The organism is Sedimenticola selenatireducens, assembly GCF_007625115.1.
Classification (GTDB): Bacteria; Pseudomonadota; Gammaproteobacteria; order Chromatiales; family Chromatiaceae; genus Sedimenticola; species Sedimenticola selenatireducens_A.
The window spans coordinates 1-17,606 of the sequence record NZ_VMNH01000021.1; the positions used below are offsets into that span (position 1 = coordinate 1).

Here is a 17,606-nt window from a genome sequence, read left to right on the forward strand (position 1 = left end):
CGAAAAACTGCGTAACGAAGCGAAGGTGATCTCATGAGTATCCTGGTCATAGCCGAACACGACAATGCCCAACTGAAGGCCGCCACCCTCAACACCGTCACAGCGGCCAGCCAACTGGGGGACGATATTCACCTGCTGGTGGCCGGATCCGGTTGCGGTGCGGTCGCCGAAGCGGCCGCCCAGATCAACGGCATCAGCAAAGTGCTGGTAGCGGATGACGCCGCCTACGAACACCCGCTGGCGGAAGGGCTCTCGCTACTGATCACCCAACTGGCGGAAGGCTACAGCCATGTGCTGGCCTCCGCCACCACCTATGGCAAGAACTTCATGCCCCGAGTGGCCGCATTACTGGATGTGGCGATGCTCTCTGATATCACCGCCATAGAGAGCGAAGACACCTTTGTGCGCCCCATCTATGCCGGTAACGCATTAGCAACGGTACAGAGCCGTGATCGGATCAAACTGATCACCGTACGCGGCACCGCGTTTGATGCGGCAGGCGAGGGTGGCAGTGCCGCGATAGAAAACATCGCGGCAGGCGAGGCCTATGGCCAGTCCAGCTATGTAGGTTCTGAACTGACCGTATCGGAGCGCCCTGAACTGGCCGGAGCCAAGATCGTGGTCTCCGGTGGTCGTGGCATGGGCAGTGGCGAGAACTTCAAACTGATCGAAGCGGTGGCAGATAAGCTCAACGCTGCGATTGGCGCATCCCGTGCGGCGGTGGATGCGGGTTATGTCCCGAATGACTACCAGGTGGGACAGACCGGCAAGATTGTCGCACCAGACCTCTATATTGCAGTCGGTATCTCCGGTGCCATTCAGCATCTGGCGGGTATGAAAGAGAGCAAGGTGATTGTGGCGATCAACAAGGACGAAGAGGCACCGATCTTCCAGGTGGCCGATTATGGTCTGGTAGCGGATCTGTTTGTGGCGTTGCCTGAGTTGGCGGAAGCACTTTAACGCATCACGCACTCAGTCATGATGGCGGTACATGGCCGGGTGTTTTTTCAAATTCAAAAGGAGAAGCGAGGATGAAAAAAACCATCATCAATTTGCTGGCAGGTTTATGTCTCATTATGGCCTTACCGTCATCAGCTATGGAGATTGCAAAACAGACTATTCCTGATCAGGCCACTTTAGACGGGGTTGAACAATCCCTGGTACTGAATGGGGCCGGTATTCGTTACAAGTTTGTTTTCAAGATTTATATCGGTGCACTCTACCTGCCTGAGAAGAGTCAGGATGCGGAGGCTATCATCGCCAGTGAAGGTCCAAAACGAATCCTGATGCATTTCCTCTATGACAAGGTCCAGAAGAAGGATATGGACAAGGCATGGAAAGAGGGTTTTGCGGATAATCTTGATAAAGCAATGTTGGTACAACTCGGGCAACGTATGGATGATTTTTCCGACTTATTCACTGATACGGTGGAGGGGGATACCATTTGGCTCGATAACATCCCTGGTAGTGGAACGCGAGTGACAATTAATGGTGCAGAAAAAGGGCTTATTCCTGGTGATGATTTCTATCCTGCATTGATACAGATATGGATCGGTAAGGATCCAATCACAACCGATCTTAAAAAGCAGATGTTGGGGCTGGAATGACGCCTTAAAAGAAGTCCGTAGCGTTTACTGACGTTCTTGATTATGTTGTTTCGCTGAATCCACAATCCCGGCGAAAGCCGGGATCTTGTACGCATCCTGCTCAGAATGGTTGATAGGTAGTGTGAAAGATCTCTTTTCACTCGCCCAGCCTGACTCCTCGTTACTCATTTTAGTAGGGCCTCCAGCCACAATTTTTTGACCAACTCCCCATTTTTACGCAGAAAAGCAGATCTGATGCCTCTGTCAGGCTTTCTTATTACGGCTTTGTGACAACACCTGTTATCATGCGTTCGGCAGCACCCATAAAACCGGACAATAAATATGGTATTGAAGAACTATTACAACGAAGATGAGTCAGGGCTTCGTTTCACCCGAATTCAGGCCAGTGAATTTGCTAAAAAAATAGCCGATGACTTCAATCCTCTACATGATCAGGACGCCAAACTGTTCTGTGTGCCAGGGGATCTGCTGTTTGCAGTAACTCTGGAAAAATATGGATTGAGTCAGCGGATGTGCTTTACTTTTTCCGGAATGGTGGGTGACGGCATCAATCTGCACTACCTTGAACATGAAAATCAGGATTTGGTCCTCGTCGATGAACAAGATAAGGCCTGTCTTGGTATCGAACGCGATGGGGAGATCAGCACAAATAGTCAGCTCGTATGGGAATTTTCCAGGCGCTATGTGGAATTTTCCGGACATAATTTCCTGCAGGTATTGGTGCCAATGATGGAACGGGAAGGTGTGATGATAAACCCTGATAGGCCTTTGGTGATGTATCAAAGTATGTCGATTGATTTACGGCGCCTGGATATTGAAGACCCGGCGCTTGAGTTGATGGAGACTGAGATTAAGGTAGAGGGCAAAAGAGGGGACGTCCGGATGCGTTTCTGCCTGAAATCGGCTGGCAGCATTGTCGGTGAAGGGGAGAAACGGATGGCCTTACGAGGTTTGCGACCCTACGAGAAGAGCGGCATGAATAAGATGGTGAATGCCTACAAGGGTTACAAGCTCGCGCATACCGCCTGAATGTTGTTGCGGAGCGTCTGAGCAGACGCTCCATTCCGATATTAAAATTGTTCTTTTTCCACTTCCAGGTAGGCACGATTGATATGTCGACCTATCTCATCTTCAAAGCCCACCCAATTTGTGAAATCTCCCAGTGTGCTGATGATTTTCGGCTTCATCTCAAAATCTGACAGTCCCTCTTCGATGAGCGAAGTGACCTGAGTGCGTATCTTGTTTAGGTAGGTACGGTAGTGTTCCGCGACCTCTCGTCCACCAGCCGGTCCGTGCCCAGGAACAAAGTTTTTGCTGGATGATGTGAGGGCTAGATCAATTGCTGCAATATTCCCTTTGAATGTGCCGTGGGTCATCTGTCCGAAGCGCTTGCTCATGACATTATCACCTAAAAACAGTAAATCCTCTGTTGGGATATCTATCATCAGATCCGTATCGCTGTGTGCTTCGGCGACATACAGTGAATGGAATGTGATATCGCCAATGGTGATGACGTCTGCGTGTTCCAGTGCATGGTCAGGACCGATTACCTGAGTGCCGGCAGTGGCCTGTTCAGTCATCGAAAGCATAGATTGGCGCCAAGACTCTCCCTCTCCCAGTTTCACTCGTTCCAGCATTTTGCTGTGGCCGTAGATAACCGCCGTCGGGTAATGTTCCCGTATGGCCTGATTGCCTAGCCAGTGATCGCCGTGAATATGTGTGTTAAACACGGCGATGACCGGATCGCTGGTTTTTGTGGCGACCTGTCGTAATACCATTTCGCCAATTTGGACACTGCCACCAGGATCAATGACAACAACGCCGTCTTGGGTGAGGATAAAACCAGGATTGTTCATGAAGCCCTGATTCTCTGCTGATGGACGGCCAAGTGGTCCCTCTATCAGATAACTGTTGGGTCCTATCTGTTTTAGCGGATAGTCAGGAAGTGGTGGCGCCTTTTCTGCAATCAGCAGTGTTGGTAATACCAAAAGAACGAGTGAGAGTAAAAGACGCATGGTTTCCTCCTGATAATGTCCACTCCATTCTAGCTGTCTGAAATGGCGGAATCAGTTGTGGAATATACCAATGATCTAGGGGTAATCCGGAGGAGTGTGCTGGTGCTGTGAAGGCTATACAAAGAAGAAAATGGTAAGTAATGCGCCGATGCCAATAAGCACATAAGGGGCAGGAGAGGGTGGAGCGCCTTTTTTTTGCATGCCGACAAAGCCTTCAAAACGTGACCGGGTCAGCAGGCTGAGAATGCCAAGTAGAATAAAAAAGAGGCCGGCATACGAGGCAATTTGTTTAAGGATGCCCAGTTTATGACTATCTTCCCCACTCACCCCGCCACCAATGGTGGTGAATTTATTGGCCAGAGCAATTTCGGGTAACAGTATCGCCGCAAGCACCATGACTAACAAAGTGAATAATATGGGTCTGCTCATAGTGTTTTATCCAGACGTCCAAAGTGTTGATTGAGCCAATAACTGCTTCAAGGAAAATGTATAGCACGGTTTATTAGCGTCCTCAATGTCTATAACCTTTAATTCTCTAGTGGAAATGGATGGGGGTGGCTTAATGGCGGGCGTTGTCATTTACATAATATGAAGGCTTGCCGTGTTTTTTGACAGGCCTGTCCGTCATCTTCGTTAGCCGTTATCATGTAGTATAAGGATTAGGATTGATGATCCGGGAATCGAACTCAGCATGCACTGCTCAAATGAGGCATTTATGAAGTATGACATTGTCATTATCGGTGGTGGTCCTGCCGGACTGAGTTTTGCGCGCTCCCTCTGCGACAGCAAATTCAGTGTTCTGGTGGTTGAACGTGCTACGGTTGATGATCTAAAAGCCCCATCGATTGATGGGCGCGATATTGCGTTGACCCATCTCTCGAAGAAGATTCTCACTGAAATGGGGGTGCTGGCGCGTATCCCGGAGAGTGAAATATCACCTATAAAACAAGCCAAAGTAATCAATGGCAACTCATCTTATTGCCTTGAGATCGATAGCAAAAAGGCCGCTGTGGAAGCGCTCGGGTATCTGGTGCCCAATTATCTGATTCGAAAGGCACTCTATGAGGTAGTTGCACCACATAAGAATGTGCAGATTCTAACGGAAACTACGGTGAGTAATGTTGAGATTGGTGAACAGCAAGCCACTGTATATCTTTCCAATGGCGAGGCGGTAAATGCCACATTGGTGGTGGCCGCTGATAGTCGCTTCTCTGAGTCCCGGAGAAAAGTGGGCATCTCTGCCTCGATGCAAGATTTTGGGCGTGTCGCGATTGTCAGCCGCATGACCCATGAAAAACCCCATGAGCAGATTGCCTATGAGTGCTTTCATTACGGCCGCACACTGGCTGTCTTACCACTCGCCGGTAATCTCTCATCCACAGTAGTGACGGTATCTGCTGATGTGGCTCAGCAGATAATGGCTTTAAGTGATGAGGCCTTTGCAGCAGAAGTGCAGACGCGTTTTAAAAACCGCCTTGGAAAGATGCAATTGGTGGGTAAGCGGCATGCCTATCCTCTGGTTGCGGTGCATGCCAATAAATTCGTTAAATCTCGCTATGCCTTGTTAGGTGATGCGGCTGTTGGCATGCATCCCGTTACGGCACATGGCTTTAATCTGGGTTTGCGGGGGCAGGATACGCTGTATCGCGAGATTATGGCGGCGCATCTTCTGGGGCAGGATATCGGTTCTCTTTCTGTATTGGAGAAATACCAGCGTAAGCATCAGCGCGTCACCTGGCCGTTATATACCGGGACCAACGAGATCGTAGACCTCTACACAAATGACTCCGTTCCTGCAAAGATTCTGAGAGGATTGGTGCTAAGATTTAGTAACAACTTCCCGCCGATTAAACAGATGATCTCTCGTAAGCTTACCGAACTGGGTGGACATGAAGAGGCAGGACTGCCTTTTTTATAAGGGGTCCGACGTCCCCTCTTCGGCGCGGCTGGTGATCAGCTCTTCCAGTGTGCGAGATTTGAACTCGCGTCGATAGAGTACCCATACAATGCCGGTGCTCAATGCCAGGAATAGCCAGGGATTGATAAACCAGCCAATCACCGCGAGGCTGAAGTAGTAGGTCCGCAAGCCCTGGTTGAAATTGTTGGCCGCAAGGGATGCAACACGGGCGATACGTATCGCGTAAGCCTTGCGTTCACGGTCAGATACCTGGTTGTCAGGTGTGGGGGCTCCACCTAACATGACGGCGCAGAAACCATACTGACGCAGACTCCAGGTGAATTTGAAAAAGGCATACATAAAGAGCCCAACCAGCAGTACCAACTTCATCTCCCACTCCGCACGACTCGCTACAATCGCGAAAGGGACGTCCGCCACCATATCGATAACCTTGTCGGTAGATCCCATAACCGTCATGAGGCCCGCCAAAATCAACATGGTCGAAGAGGCAAAAAATGCGACGCTGCGCTCGAGATTTGAGAGTACGGTTGTATCTGCCACGCGCACTTCCCGTGACAGCATGTGTTCCATCCATTCCTGGCGGTATTGATGCAGTACGCTGGAGAGGCAGTGCGTGGTTGCAGCCATGCGCTGTGAATAGAGCATGTAACCGTAAAAGCAGACTAAGAACCAGAAAAAAGCGAGGATACTTTCCCAGTGTGCTTTAGAAAATAGAATAAACTCATTCATACGCGCCAGGCCAGTGTGATCGAAGGGAGAGTGAGGGCTCCACTATAGCAGGGCTCGATGGGAGAGATAACCACCATTGATGGTGGACTAGCAAGCGCTGTACCCAGGGTTTAATCTGGGCACAGCGTTGAATGCTGTGTGTCAGGCTAGTGTCCGCTATAGATATCAGCGATCACCTGACTGTTGTGTTCGACGATCAGTTTTCGTTTGGTCTTGAGTGTCGGAGTCAGATAACCGTTTTCTACACTCCAGGCTTCACTTAGCAATACTGCCTTACGAACCTGGGCATAGCCGGGGAACTCGCTGATCTGCTCACTAATCCGATGATTGATGTGTTCCAATACCTGTGGGGCTTTATAGGAGGATGGATCATCTGGATCCAGCCCCAATCCTTCAGCGAAGTTTTTCCAGTGTTCAGCTTCCGGAACGATCAAGGCGGATAGGAATGCCCGGCCTTCGCCAATGATCAAGACCTGTTCAAACAGGGCGTCCATGGCTATGGCGATCTCCATGTCTGCAGGTGAAACCTTCTCCCCATTTGCCAAGACGATAATGTCTTTTATGCGACCGGTAATATACACATGACCATCGGGGTCTATGCGTGCAATGTCTCCCGTGTGAAACCAACCGTCCTGATCAATAACCCGATCAGTCTCGGCCTGGTTATTCCAAAACCCCAGCATGATAGCGGCACCTTTGGCGAGTAATTCACCATTATCCGCAACCTTTAATTGCGTACTGGGCAGCGCTAGACCAACACTCTCAGGAATATTGTCATCAATCCGGCTGACTGCCAGTACCGGGCTGGTTTCTGTCAGGCCATAACCCTGTAATACCGGTACGCCAAGCGCAAGAAAGGTGCGTGCCACATCCGGTGGTAGTGGGGCACCGCCACTGATCGCGGTCTTTAGTCGGCCACCGAGTTTCTCAACAATCTTACTGGCGACCAGTTTATTTAATAGCGGCCAGAGCAGCATTGACAGTGACCAGCGGCCTCTCCCCTGCAAGTATTCAAAACGCGTCCAGCCAACATCAACAGCCAAGTTGAACAGTTTTCGTGCGATGGGTGGCTTTGCATCCAGCCCTTCCTGAATCTTTGCGTAGATACGCTCATAGATCCTTGGCACGCTAATCATAAAGGTTGGACGGATAATCACCAGATCTTCAGCCAACTGCAGTATTGAGCGCGCATACGCGACAGTAATTCCCGCCATCATGGGCAGATAGTAGCCGCCTGTTCGTTCCAGCATATGCGAAAGGGGCAAGAACGAGAGCAGTATGTCGTCATCATTGATGGTAGTGGTTTGCAACGCCTCGTGAGTATTGCTCAAAATATTGTGATGGCTCAGCATCACGCCTTTAGGATGACCCGTGGTACCGGACGTATAGACGATTGAACAGAGCTCATGAGGATCAATGCCATCCACTACCTTATAGTTTTCGGTTGTCTCAGGTAACCAGGCGTCAAGCAGACGCACACGATCATCGTGTGCCATGCCATCCAGTGATTCAATGGAGACAATCCGGTGAATGGTGGTGATTTCATCCCGGACCGGCTCCAGGCTTTTCCACTGTTCCCGGCCAAGAATCACCAGCAGTTTGATGCCTGCCGCTTCAGCGATATAGGAGACGTTGCCCCCACGGTCATTGTAAAATAGCGGAACGCTTACCAAGCCGAGCCCCAATGCGGCCTGATCAAACATGACCCACTCGCGCCGGTTGGACATCATGATGCCAACACGGTCGCCACGTTTTAATCCTTCTTTCTCGAATGCCGCCTGCCAGCGGGCTGTCTCACGCCCCATTTCAGCCCAACTGCAATCATGCCAGCTTGCTCGATCTGGATCGAAATAGCGGTAGGCGACACGATCAGCGCTTTGCCGAATTCTGGCCTGGAAAAGTCCTGCTAATGTAACGGCCTCATCCAGGGAGATGATTTCCTGGTTGGCTTTCATAATGCTCTCCTCTCACGAAGCGAATGTGTGCCAAAGATCTTTTTGTCTGTTTGTACACAATTGACTTCTTTTCAACCTGGGTAAAATAGGTATCCCGGTTGGCGTGGCGGGGGCTTTGTCACCTTCTTCGCCGGGTGGTTTTTAATTATTGTTTTAGTTTAATTGTCGGGCCTGTGCCCATTATTTATCAAGTTTTGTATTGACTGGCTTTTGGGTCACCTCTCAATCAATTGTGGATTTGGTCAGAGCAGCAGGAGCCGATAGGCCCCCCTGCAGAAAAGGCAGCAGGCGTTGGATTATTCCTTCAATATCTGCCGGATCGCAATACCGGCATGATTCAATCATCTCTAAAGCATCAGTGCCTGCAAGTGTGAAAGCGATTGTGCCAATCACAAAATGTACGCGCCAAGAAAGTTCTTCTTGTGACAGTTCAGGTAGTGTCAGCGCCAATGCTGAGCGGTACCGATCCTTTACTTTCTCATACAGCAAAGGGAGAAAATCATGCACTTCAGGCCCGGGCTCGGCATGTGTCCGTCCCAGCAGTCTGATGAAGTTTGTCCCCCCTTGATTGGGATTGAGGCTGGCACGCAGCGCCGGTTCAATAAAGGCGCGCAGGATATCTTCAAGTGCCAGCGGGTTTCCGTTGGCTTTCTGTTCCAGCGTTTCCAACATATCGATACGCTGCTTATTCATGGGGGCAACGCGACGTTGAAATACCGCTTGATAGAGCTGTGCCTTAGACCCGAAGTGATAGTTGACGGCCGCCAGATTGACATTGGCCCTGGAGGTGATCGTCCGCATGGATGTGGCGGAATAACCTTTCTCAGCAAAGATCTCCTCGGCTACATCAAGTATCTTGTCCTTGGTGTCGACGGGAGGCTTCATGTGCTGGCTGACTGTTTCAGCAACAGCATTTGCTCTGAACGGGTTCATTCGTCATATTACCTGATAAACTATGCCATAATAGGTTTCAGTTAAACGTTCGTTTTAATTTTTGTCAAGACGTTTTTTTGCACTATTATGTCGGTGAGTGTCCCTTCAAACAGGCACTCAGTCTATTAACTCAATGATTCCCTGGAGGGTGAGTTGACCCAAGTAATTGAAGAGATACGCAGTGATCAGCAGTTGGACGTGAGTGGCTTTATCTGTCCACTTCCCGTGTTAAAGACCAAGGCGGCGCTCTCGAGAATGGCGGTGGGTGAGGTACTAAAAGTGATCGTAACCCATCCCGATTCCCGCAAGGAGTTTCCGGTACTTTGTCGGTTGCCAGAATTTGAACTGCTGTCGAGCGCTGAGGAGGATGGGCATTTCCTCTACTGGATAAAGAAGGTCTCCGGCCATAAGGTTTAATTCGGGACTTTCTTTGCGACTACCGGAGACTCTTCCGGTATACTTTTTATTTTTCAACAATATCTGATGGTTTCATATGAAGTTTACGGTAATCCCTGTTACAGCATTTGAGCAAAATTGCACGCTGGTTTCTTGCGATGAAACTAAACGGGCAGCCGTGGTAGATCCGGGCGGTGATATCGATCGGATTCTCCAGGAGGCAGAGGAGCAGGGAGTAACGCTCGAGAAAATCCTTATAACCCATGCCCATATTGATCATGCAGGCGCGGCGGGTGAGCTTTCCAGACGTTTAGGGATTCCCATTGAAGGGCCACACAAGGAAGATCAGTTCTGGATTGATGACTTGGCACAGCAGGCGAAGATGTTTGGTTTTCCCCCTGCCGAGACCTTTGAACCGGCGCGCTGGCTTAATCAGGGTGATCGTGTGCAGGTGGGGAATCAAGAGCTTGAAGTACGTCATTGCCCCGGTCATACACCTGGTCACGTAGTCTTCTTTAATCCCAATGATAAAGTAGCCATCGTCGGTGATGTCTTATTCAGTGGCTCGATTGGTCGAACAGATTTTCCGAAAGGGGACCATGCCACCTTACTGCGCTCTATTCGTGAGCAGCTCTGGAGTATGGGGGATGATGTGGAGTTTATCTCCGGTCATGGCCCGGTCTCTACCATCGGCCATGAGCGGGCTACCAACCCTTTCCTGAACTGATCAATCAGTGGGCGTTTATGCGATGGATGAACGCCCTTCCAGGCGTTCATTATTGATCAGTGAAGCAAGTCGTTTCACGCCTTCGTTGATCAGATCCACATGGCTGTTGGAAAAATTGAGTCGCATGCTGTTATGTGACTCACCAAAGGCATAGAAGGCTTCTCCTGGAACGAAGGCGACACCCTGTTCAATGGCTGATTTGAACAGGGTCATCGTGCTCTCATTGCTGGTTAGGGTCGCCCAAATAAACATGCCGCCCTCGGGTTTGGTGAATTGAACCTGATCTGGCATATAAGTCGTCAAGGCGGCAGCCATCGCTTCAAGCCGTCTGCCGTAGGCCGTGCAAATCGTTTGTAGATGGGGTAGCAGTGCGCCGCTCTGGAGATAGTGCAAAACCAAGTGCTGATCATATCCACTAGAGTGGAGATCGGCGGCCTGTTTCAGCTTTTCCACAATTTTGATCACCTCCCGTGGCCCATTGATCCAGCCAAGCCGGAGTGCCGGTGCAATCACCTTTGAGAATGATCCGAAATGGATCACCCGATGGGGCATCAGTGTGTGCAGGCTGGGGAGAGATTCGCCTGAATAGCGCAGCGATGAATAGGGGGCATCCTCCAGAATCAAGAAATCATACTTTTCTGCCAACTCAACCAGCCCCTTTCTCCGCTCTAGTGAGTAGCTGGCGCCGGTAGGATTCTGGAAATCCGTTACGGTGTAGAAAAAGCGGATCGGCTCCAGTTTAACGATCTCTTCCAGGGCAGATAGGTCGGGCCCCTGATCATCAGATGGGATGGTCACCAGTTCAGCCTGATTAGCCCTGAGAACCTGCAAGGCGCCCAGGTATGTGGGCGCTTCGACAACGACCTTCTGACCGGGATCAATCAGACAGCGTACAACCAGATCGAGCCCTTGTTGTGAACCCGTGGTGATGATGATGTTATCTGGCTGGCTCTCTGCAATGGTCAGGTTCTGGGCAATATAGGACCGCAATGGTAAAAGACCGGCCGTTTCACTGTATTGATAGAGTGCATTACCCAGCTGCTGATGCATCTGCTGGGCGGCTTGCTGTAACTCATCAACAGGAAAAAGTTGGGGGTCAGGTAGCCCGCCCGCAAATGAGATAATGTGCGGCTGTTGGGTGACGGCAAGGATGTCCCGGATGAATGAGCTATTAAGGTTTTTCGTCCGTTGGGCAAACATCCGCTGATCCTCTCGTTCTAATAGTGATCATCGGAGCATAAGGCAGGCCACTGATTCCGAGTTTGATTGGAAGAGGGTATTCTTTTGTCGAAATGTGCTATTTTTGCACTATGGGGCTGCGCAGAAATACATCCTACGAACATCAGACGCGTATTAATGAGGCGCTGTATCGTATTCATGCCGATCTTTCCGCAGAACTCACTATAGCGGATCTGGCAAAGCGCGCCTGCTACTCACCTTATCACTTCCAGCGCATCTTCAAACAGATAACCGGCGAGAGTGTGCATGACTACATTCGCCGCTGTCGATTGGAGTGGGCGGCCAATCTGCTGATCTACAATCCAGACACGGTGATTGTTGAGATTGCCACGGAGTGTGGTTTTCATTCCAACGCCTCTTTTAATCACGCCTTTAAGTCTTTTTTTGGCTGTTCTCCCAGCATTTGGCGTAAGGAGGGCTATGCACAGAGGAGCCGCAGTTTAAAGGCGCTTTGGTCGACTTCAGCGGTCAATCCGCATCGCAAATTTTATGAGGATACACTCCGGGAAAACGAGCGGCCTCTGTTGCCGCCTGTCGTTATAAAACGCCTGGCCAGTCAATCGGTCGCCTATATTCGGCACATAGGTTATGACCAAGGTATTGGTGAGGTGTGGGAACGCTTATTGGACTGGGGGGCGGATCATGGATTTGATGTCGATAAGCAACAGATGATCGCACTACACCACAGCAATCCGGATTTGATCCCTTTCGATCAGTGTCGCTATGTGGCCTGTCTGACGTTACCCAAAAAAAGTTATCCCAGTGATGGCGTTGGCGTCATGGAGATACCCGGTGGTCTGCATGCGTGCTGCGAAGCGGAAGGGGTATTTGGAGACCTACTCTACCTGATGCGAAATCTGTATATGTACTGGTTGCCGGCCAGTGATTATCAGGCGAGAAGCATCCCTCCACATGCCTGTTACCAGGATAATCACTTCATTAATCAAAGTCATCGATTTCACCTCGAATTCCGCATTCCAGTAGCGCATAAGCGGCGTTAGCGGGTAGTCTATATATTTGATATTAATCAAGAAAGTAATTTATCAACCACATTGCCGGCGTGTTTTTTGCGCCATCACCTGACGCACATCATTAAGTTTGATCTGTTCCCTATGCTGCATATGGACAGGCCTATTATGAGTACATATTCTTGAATCGTGATGAGAACATTAAACGCCGTGCTTTACAGTGTGATTCTCTCCTTCCTAGTTGGTGGCGCGGTTTTTTTCGGTATTTTTTCTGGTTCCTGGATTAACTATCCCCTGCATGCCTTTATCGAAAGTCTGGGTGCCTTTATTGCCCTGCTGATTGCTGTCCTTATTCTGATGCTGCGCATCTATGATCGCCTGCCTGTTCGCTATATCTGGATCATATCGGCCTTAGTCAGTATGGGCGTGCTGGATGGTTTTCACGCGGTTACACAAGAGATTCAGTCTTTTGTCTGGTTACACTCGATGGCGATGTTAAGTGGCGGGTTGATATTTGCCTGCATATGGCTACCCGATGAGATTGCGCGGCGTGTTTATCGAAGGGGACTGCCACTCATTTTTCTTGCGTCTATGTCGATCATCGGCGTATTTGCGCTTATTAGTCCCTCTTCAGTTCCGGTGATGATTGAATCGGGGGCGTTTACCGCGTTAGCCAGAATAATGAATTTGGCGGGTGGCATACTCTTCCTCACTGCTGCGGGTTACTTTTTATTGCAGCAGCGTTCATCCATCAGCCGGGATAACACGATCTTCAGCAGTCACTGTCTCCTGTTTGGACTGTCAGGACTATTATTCGAATATTCAGTGCCTTGGGATGGGATTTGGTGGTACTGGCATCTCTTGCGATTTGTCGCCTATGCGTTGGTGCTTTATTACTTCTTTATGTTGTCCCATGCTGAGGAGCGACAACTGCATCTCTTAAACAGCGAATTGGAAAATCGGGTTGCGCTGCGCACGCTTCAGTTGAGTAATGAGCTGAAAGAACGCAAAAGGATGGAGAAAAAACTGAAGCATTTGGCAACACATGATCCGCTGACGGGGCTCTACAACCGAAATGAACTTGAGCGCCGAATAGCCGAGGACCTTGAACGTGCCGCCCGTTACCAGCATCCCCTCTCTATCTTTATGGTGGATATCGATCACTTTAAAGAGATTAATGACAACTACGGGCATGCAGGCGGGGATCGTGTTTTGCGAAGTATTGCCTTCGAATTGGAGCGCTCGCTACGAAAAACGGACTATGTTGCCCGATTTGGGGGTGAGGAGTTTCTGGTTGTGTTGCCTGAGACGTCACTTGCCCGGGCAATCGAACTCGGTGAACGATTACGCCATAGGATTGCCAGCCATGAAGCGATACTGGGTGATGAGAAAGTGGCTTTGACGATCAGTATCGGTGTGGCCAGTTTTCCAGCTATCTCGACCAACTGGAGTGATCTATTGGATGCCGCCGATACGGCTATGTATCAAGCCAAGCATGATGGGCGGAATTGTCTGCGCTCGGCTCCTGAGCGAGGCGGTGGATTATGAAGAGAGTTGACCTACTTTTCTGGCCAAAGACTCCTGCCTGATCCGATTCCTTGAGTCGAGCGTAAACACGATCAGACCGAGCCAGATAAGGGCAAAAGTGATTAAGTGAGGCTGCGAGAACGGTTCATCAAATAAAAATACAGCCAGCAGAAACTGGCAGGTTGGATTTAGGTACTGTAATAGACCAACGGTTCCCAGCCGCAGGCGTTTTGATGCCGAGGTGAAGAGGATCAGGGGCAGGGCGGTCATCAGGCCTGATCCAATCAGCAACAGGTCAAAGCTTATCGTTTGGGTGCCAAAGACAAGTGTCTCCTCTCGATGCAGTAGCCAGAGGTAACCCACTGCGAGCGGTGCGAGAAAAAGGCACTCCATGGTCAGGCCCACCAATGCACTCACATCAATCTTTTTTCTAACCAGACTATAAAACCCAAACGAGATGGCCAACAGCAATGCTATCCAGGGGAGTTGCTGGATCGCAATCAAAAGATTCAGTACGCCTAAACAGACCAGAATCAGAGAAATGATCTGGTTGCGGTTTAGCCGCTCGTCGAGAAACAACCTGCCCAACACAACCATCACAATGGGCATGATGAAATAGCCCATGCTGGCTTCCAGTGCTTTTTCGTTGTTGACCGCCCAGATAAATCCAAGCCAATTGACCGAAACAAGAATCGAGCTGGTGAGTAGCGTCAGCAACATTTTACGGTTAGAGAACAGCCTTATAAAAATCCGAATCTGTCCGCTGAAACCAACCAGGATCAGTGTGAACAGCAGTGACCAGATAGCGCGGTGGGCAATGATTTCGAGGGCTGGGGCCTCGCCAATAGCCCTATAGTAAAGCGCAGAAAAGCCCCAGATGAGAAAGGCACCCAATGCACTGGCAACGCCGATGTTTACAGCACGATCAGATTCTGTGGGCGAGTTCATGGTTATGCTGTTTCCAGACGATAGTTGGTTTCAACTGTAACAGTCAACCAACAGGCAGGTCGAGTGATCCCTGGATAATACAGGTTGGTTATAGCTTGACAGCCGTTTCAAATTTTACCCGATCCAGTGAGATCAGGCTGCGGAATTTTCTGAGATTGGGTTGGGTATAGAATACTTTATGGGTGAAGGCATCATAGGCCTGCATGTCTGGCACTGAAACAACCAGAATGAAATCGACCTCTCCTGTGACGGCATAGCATTGAGTGACCTCAGGGGAGGCTATTATTGTCTTCCGGAATTGCGCTGATAACTCCAGATGATCCCTCTCCATCTCCACTTCAACAATAATATTAATAGTATGTCCCGCTATATGCGGTTCTACCAGCGACACATCACCTGAGATGATTCCCTCGTCCCGCAGGCGTTTTACCCGTCTGAGGCAGGCGGGCGGAGATAGCCCAACTCGTTCGGCAAGTTTTAAATTGCTGATTTGGTTGTTTTTTTGTAATTGATTGAGGATGTGTCGATCAATTCGGTCAAGGGTATCTGATTTCATAGTTAATTAAATTACAATTAATATTGATAATATAAAATAAAATTAAGAAAATTCTAATAATAAAAAATTATATTACATAATCATATGCATAAACAAAATCATAGCAGAGATTCATTGATTACAATATGCACTATTGATATCAACTGATTTGAGGCCTCGCTTGAAAAACTGGTTTAAAGAACTGTTACTCGATATCTACCAGGTAACCAGCACACTCTTCAAAATCATGATTCCCACACTGCTGGTGGTGAAGCTGCTGGAAGAGATGGGAGGTGTTGAACTCATCGCCTGGGTCTTGGGGCCGGTGATGGCGTTTGTTGGTCTTCCTGAGTCAATGGGATTAGTTTGGGCAACGACGCTTCTAACCAATATCTATACCGGCATGATTATCTTTTTCAATGTGGCGCAGTCTGAATCGCTCACTGTTGCCCAGGTGACGGTAGTAGGCACCATGATGCTGGTTGCTCACACCTTGCCGATTGAGGCGCGAATTGCACAGAAAGCGGGCGTACGTCTTGGCGTCACACTGTTGATCCGCCTTTCCAGTGCCTTGCTACTTGGGTTTATGCTGCATCATCTCTATGCCTGGGGAGGCTGGTTGCAACAGCCTAATCAACTGCTCTGGTCGCCCAGCGTGATTGATAGCTCGCTGCAGGCTTGGTTGGTTTCCCAAGTGCAGAGTCTTGGTATGATTTTATTGATCATATCCCTATTGCTGACGACACTAAAATTACTGCGTTTGTTGCATATCGAAAGGCTGCTTCACTGGCTGCTTCAACCCGTTCTTAGACTACTGGGGATAGGACCCACGGCAACCACTATTACCATTGTGGGGTTCACTCTGGGATTGGCGTTTGGTGGCGGACTGCTGATCAAAGAGGCGAAGGCAGGTCATGTACCGTATCGGGATGTATTCAGCGCCATGACACTGCTGGCGCTCTGCCACAGCGTTATTGAGGATACCCTATTGATTCTTCTGCTGGGTGCCGATATCAGCGGCATCCTCTGGATGCGCTTGCTGTTTGGTTTTTTGGTGGTGGCGCTGGTCAGTCGTCTGATGAATCGCAGCAGTGAGCAGTTTCACCGACGCTATCTAGTTCGTGAACCAGAGGCGGCAAAGCCATGAGTGCGCCTATCATATCGCCCAGTGAGGCGCGTACAGGGTTTATTTACGGACTGCTGGCATTTGCCATGTGGGGCTTTGGGCCTGTCTATTTCAAGGCCGTTTCGTCGATATCACCCATGGAAGTGTTGGCGCATCGAGTCATCTGGTCAGTGGTTTTGCTTGTGTTGCTCATTACTTGGCAGAGACAGTGGCGGGATCTGGGACGCTTGCTCAAGGATTTTCGCAGGGTGAGTTGGTTGTTGGTGACTGCGTTACTGGTCGCGGCCAATTGGTTGACCTTTATCAGTGCTGTATCTCAAGGTGAGATTGTTGCCTCTAGCCTGGGCTATTTCATTATCCCTTTATTCAGTGTCTTGTTGGGTGTTCTCTTCTTTAGCGAACGATTGAGGCCGCTACAGATGATTGCCATTCTTTTGGCAATCTGCGGTGTTGCTAACCAAGTCATTACCTTGGGTGAGCTACCGATCATTGCGCTTACACTGGCAGTCACATTTGGACTATACGGCTTGATTCGTAAAAAGATTGCAGTTGATCCCCTGCTGGGATTAGGTGTGGAAACGCTGCTGTTATCGCCGTTCGCCTTCGGTTATCTCTCATGGCTTGATGGCCAAGGTGGGCTGGGTTTCGGATCAATCTCCATCACCATGGACCTTTTGTTGGTGCTGGGAGGGCTGGTGACAACACTGCCTCTGGTCTGCTTTGCGGCCGCCGCCAATCGCCTGTCACTGACTACGATTGGGATTTTGCACTATCTGGCCCCGAGTATCACATTTCTACTGGCCATCTACCTCTATAATGAACCCTTTGGCAGTTATCAGCTGATTACATTTGGCTTTATCTGGACGGCGTTGGCGATCTTCTCCTGGGAGGGTTGGCTGAACCAGAGAAAGGTTGTGCCGGCATTTCAGGGGGTATGAGTAGAATTATCCCGTTTTTTTGAACAGTGGCGCTCTATTGCGCCA

Annotated in this window: 18 protein-coding genes; 10 read left to right on the forward strand and 8 right to left on the reverse strand. The window is 49.6% G+C overall.

All coding sequences use genetic code 11. The annotated features are described in order from the left end of the window. The first annotated feature begins 33 nt into the window (after positions 1–33). From FHP88_RS14040 to FHP88_RS14050, 3 genes are all read left to right on the forward strand, one after another. Positions 34–960, forward strand: a complete 927-nt coding sequence (locus tag FHP88_RS14040; protein ID WP_144359723.1) for an electron transfer flavoprotein subunit alpha/FixB family protein — start codon at positions 34–36, stop codon at positions 958–960. Between the two features lie 71 nt (positions 961–1,031). Further along, positions 1,032–1,607, forward strand: a complete 576-nt coding sequence (locus tag FHP88_RS14045) for a chalcone isomerase family protein (RefSeq protein ID WP_260843319.1) — start codon at positions 1,032–1,034, stop codon at positions 1,605–1,607. Between the two features lie 321 nt (positions 1,608–1,928). Further along, positions 1,929–2,636 carry a DUF3581 family protein gene (locus FHP88_RS14050; protein ID WP_144359724.1) on the forward strand — a complete coding sequence of 236 codons (708 nt, stop codon included), beginning with the start codon at positions 1,929–1,931 and terminating at the stop codon, positions 2,634–2,636. 41 nt (positions 2,637–2,677) lie between these two features. Here FHP88_RS14050 and FHP88_RS14055 read toward each other — a convergent pair whose 3' ends face one another. Together FHP88_RS14055 and FHP88_RS14060 are read right to left on the reverse strand one after the other, a co-directional pair. Continuing rightward, entirely contained in the window at positions 2,678–3,622 is a 945-nt protein-coding gene (locus FHP88_RS14055; protein WP_144359725.1) for an MBL fold metallo-hydrolase, read from the reverse strand. A gap of 114 nt (positions 3,623–3,736) precedes the next feature. After that, complete coding sequence (locus FHP88_RS14060; protein WP_144359726.1) at positions 3,737–4,051, reverse strand: hypothetical protein; 315 nt, start codon at positions 4,049–4,051, stop codon at positions 3,737–3,739. 286 nt (positions 4,052–4,337) lie between these two features. On the opposite strand from FHP88_RS14060, the gene ubiM reads away from it, so the two are divergent. Beyond that, complete coding sequence (ubiM, locus tag FHP88_RS14065; RefSeq protein ID WP_144359727.1) at positions 4,338–5,540, forward strand: 5-demethoxyubiquinol-8 5-hydroxylase UbiM; 1,203 nt, start codon at positions 4,338–4,340, stop codon at positions 5,538–5,540. On the opposite strand, the gene FHP88_RS14070 is transcribed toward ubiM, so the two are convergent. The 3 genes from FHP88_RS14070 to FHP88_RS14080 form a co-directional block, all read right to left on the reverse strand. Then, positions 5,535–6,269 carry a DUF599 domain-containing protein gene (locus FHP88_RS14070; protein ID WP_144359728.1) on the reverse strand — a complete coding sequence of 245 codons (735 nt, stop codon included), beginning with the start codon at positions 6,267–6,269 and terminating at the stop codon, positions 5,535–5,537. The genes ubiM and FHP88_RS14070 overlap by 6 nt on opposite strands. Positions 6,270–6,415: 146 nt before the next feature. After that, positions 6,416–8,224 carry an AMP-dependent synthetase/ligase gene (locus FHP88_RS14075; protein WP_144359729.1) on the reverse strand — a complete coding sequence of 603 codons (1,809 nt, stop codon included), beginning with the start codon at positions 8,222–8,224 and terminating at the stop codon, positions 6,416–6,418. Between the two features lie 222 nt (positions 8,225–8,446). After that, the gene (locus tag FHP88_RS14080) at positions 8,447–9,157 is read right to left on the reverse strand and encodes a TetR/AcrR family transcriptional regulator (RefSeq protein WP_144359730.1); all 711 of its coding nucleotides are present in this window, start codon (positions 9,155–9,157) and stop codon (positions 8,447–8,449) included. A 153-nt stretch (positions 9,158–9,310) separates the two neighbouring features. On the opposite strand from FHP88_RS14080, the gene FHP88_RS14085 reads away from it, so the two are divergent. Continuing rightward, positions 9,311–9,574 (forward strand): sulfurtransferase TusA family protein, encoded by a 264-nt coding sequence (locus tag FHP88_RS14085; protein ID WP_260843320.1) that lies wholly within the window; start codon positions 9,311–9,313, stop codon positions 9,572–9,574. 76 nt (positions 9,575–9,650) lie between these two features. After that, positions 9,651–10,280 (forward strand): MBL fold metallo-hydrolase, encoded by a 630-nt coding sequence (locus tag FHP88_RS14090; RefSeq protein ID WP_144359731.1) that lies wholly within the window; start codon positions 9,651–9,653, stop codon positions 10,278–10,280. Between the two features lie 15 nt (positions 10,281–10,295). Here FHP88_RS14090 and FHP88_RS14095 read toward each other — a convergent pair whose 3' ends face one another. Next, the gene (locus tag FHP88_RS14095; RefSeq protein WP_144359732.1) at positions 10,296–11,480 is read right to left on the reverse strand and encodes a PLP-dependent aminotransferase family protein; all 1,185 of its coding nucleotides are present in this window, start codon (positions 11,478–11,480) and stop codon (positions 10,296–10,298) included. 110 nt (positions 11,481–11,590) lie between these two features. Between FHP88_RS14095 and FHP88_RS14100 the strand changes: the two genes are divergently transcribed. Together FHP88_RS14100 and FHP88_RS14105 are read left to right on the forward strand one after the other, a co-directional pair. Further along, a complete protein-coding gene (locus FHP88_RS14100; RefSeq protein WP_186297732.1) occupies positions 11,591–12,520 on the forward strand; it encodes an AraC family transcriptional regulator in 930 nt (309 codons plus the stop codon). 159 nt (positions 12,521–12,679) lie between these two features. Continuing rightward, positions 12,680–14,035: a GGDEF domain-containing protein gene (locus tag FHP88_RS14105; RefSeq protein WP_144359734.1), complete on the forward strand. Its 1,356-nt coding sequence runs from the start codon at positions 12,680–12,682 to the stop codon at positions 14,033–14,035. Here the strand turns inward: FHP88_RS14105 and rarD (FHP88_RS14110) are convergent. Further along, a complete protein-coding gene (rarD, locus tag FHP88_RS14110; protein WP_144359735.1) occupies positions 14,030–14,962 on the reverse strand; it encodes an EamA family transporter RarD in 933 nt (310 codons plus the stop codon). The two genes, FHP88_RS14105 and rarD (FHP88_RS14110), sit on opposite strands and share 6 nt — an antisense overlap. An 88-nt stretch (positions 14,963–15,050) precedes the next feature. Continuing rightward, a complete protein-coding gene (locus FHP88_RS14115) occupies positions 15,051–15,518 on the reverse strand; it encodes an Lrp/AsnC family transcriptional regulator (protein ID WP_144359736.1) in 468 nt (155 codons plus the stop codon). Positions 15,519–15,678: 160 nt separating this feature from the next. On the opposite strand from FHP88_RS14115, the gene FHP88_RS14120 reads away from it, so the two are divergent. Together FHP88_RS14120 and rarD (FHP88_RS14125) are read left to right on the forward strand one after the other, a co-directional pair. Beyond that, positions 15,679–16,644 carry a hypothetical protein gene (locus tag FHP88_RS14120; RefSeq protein WP_186297733.1) on the forward strand — a complete coding sequence of 322 codons (966 nt, stop codon included), beginning with the start codon at positions 15,679–15,681 and terminating at the stop codon, positions 16,642–16,644. Further along, positions 16,641–17,561 (forward strand): EamA family transporter RarD, encoded by a 921-nt coding sequence (rarD, locus tag FHP88_RS14125; protein WP_144359738.1) that lies wholly within the window; start codon positions 16,641–16,643, stop codon positions 17,559–17,561. Before FHP88_RS14120 ends, rarD (FHP88_RS14125) begins: the two co-directional genes overlap by 4 nt. Positions 17,562–17,606 lie beyond the last annotated feature (45 nt).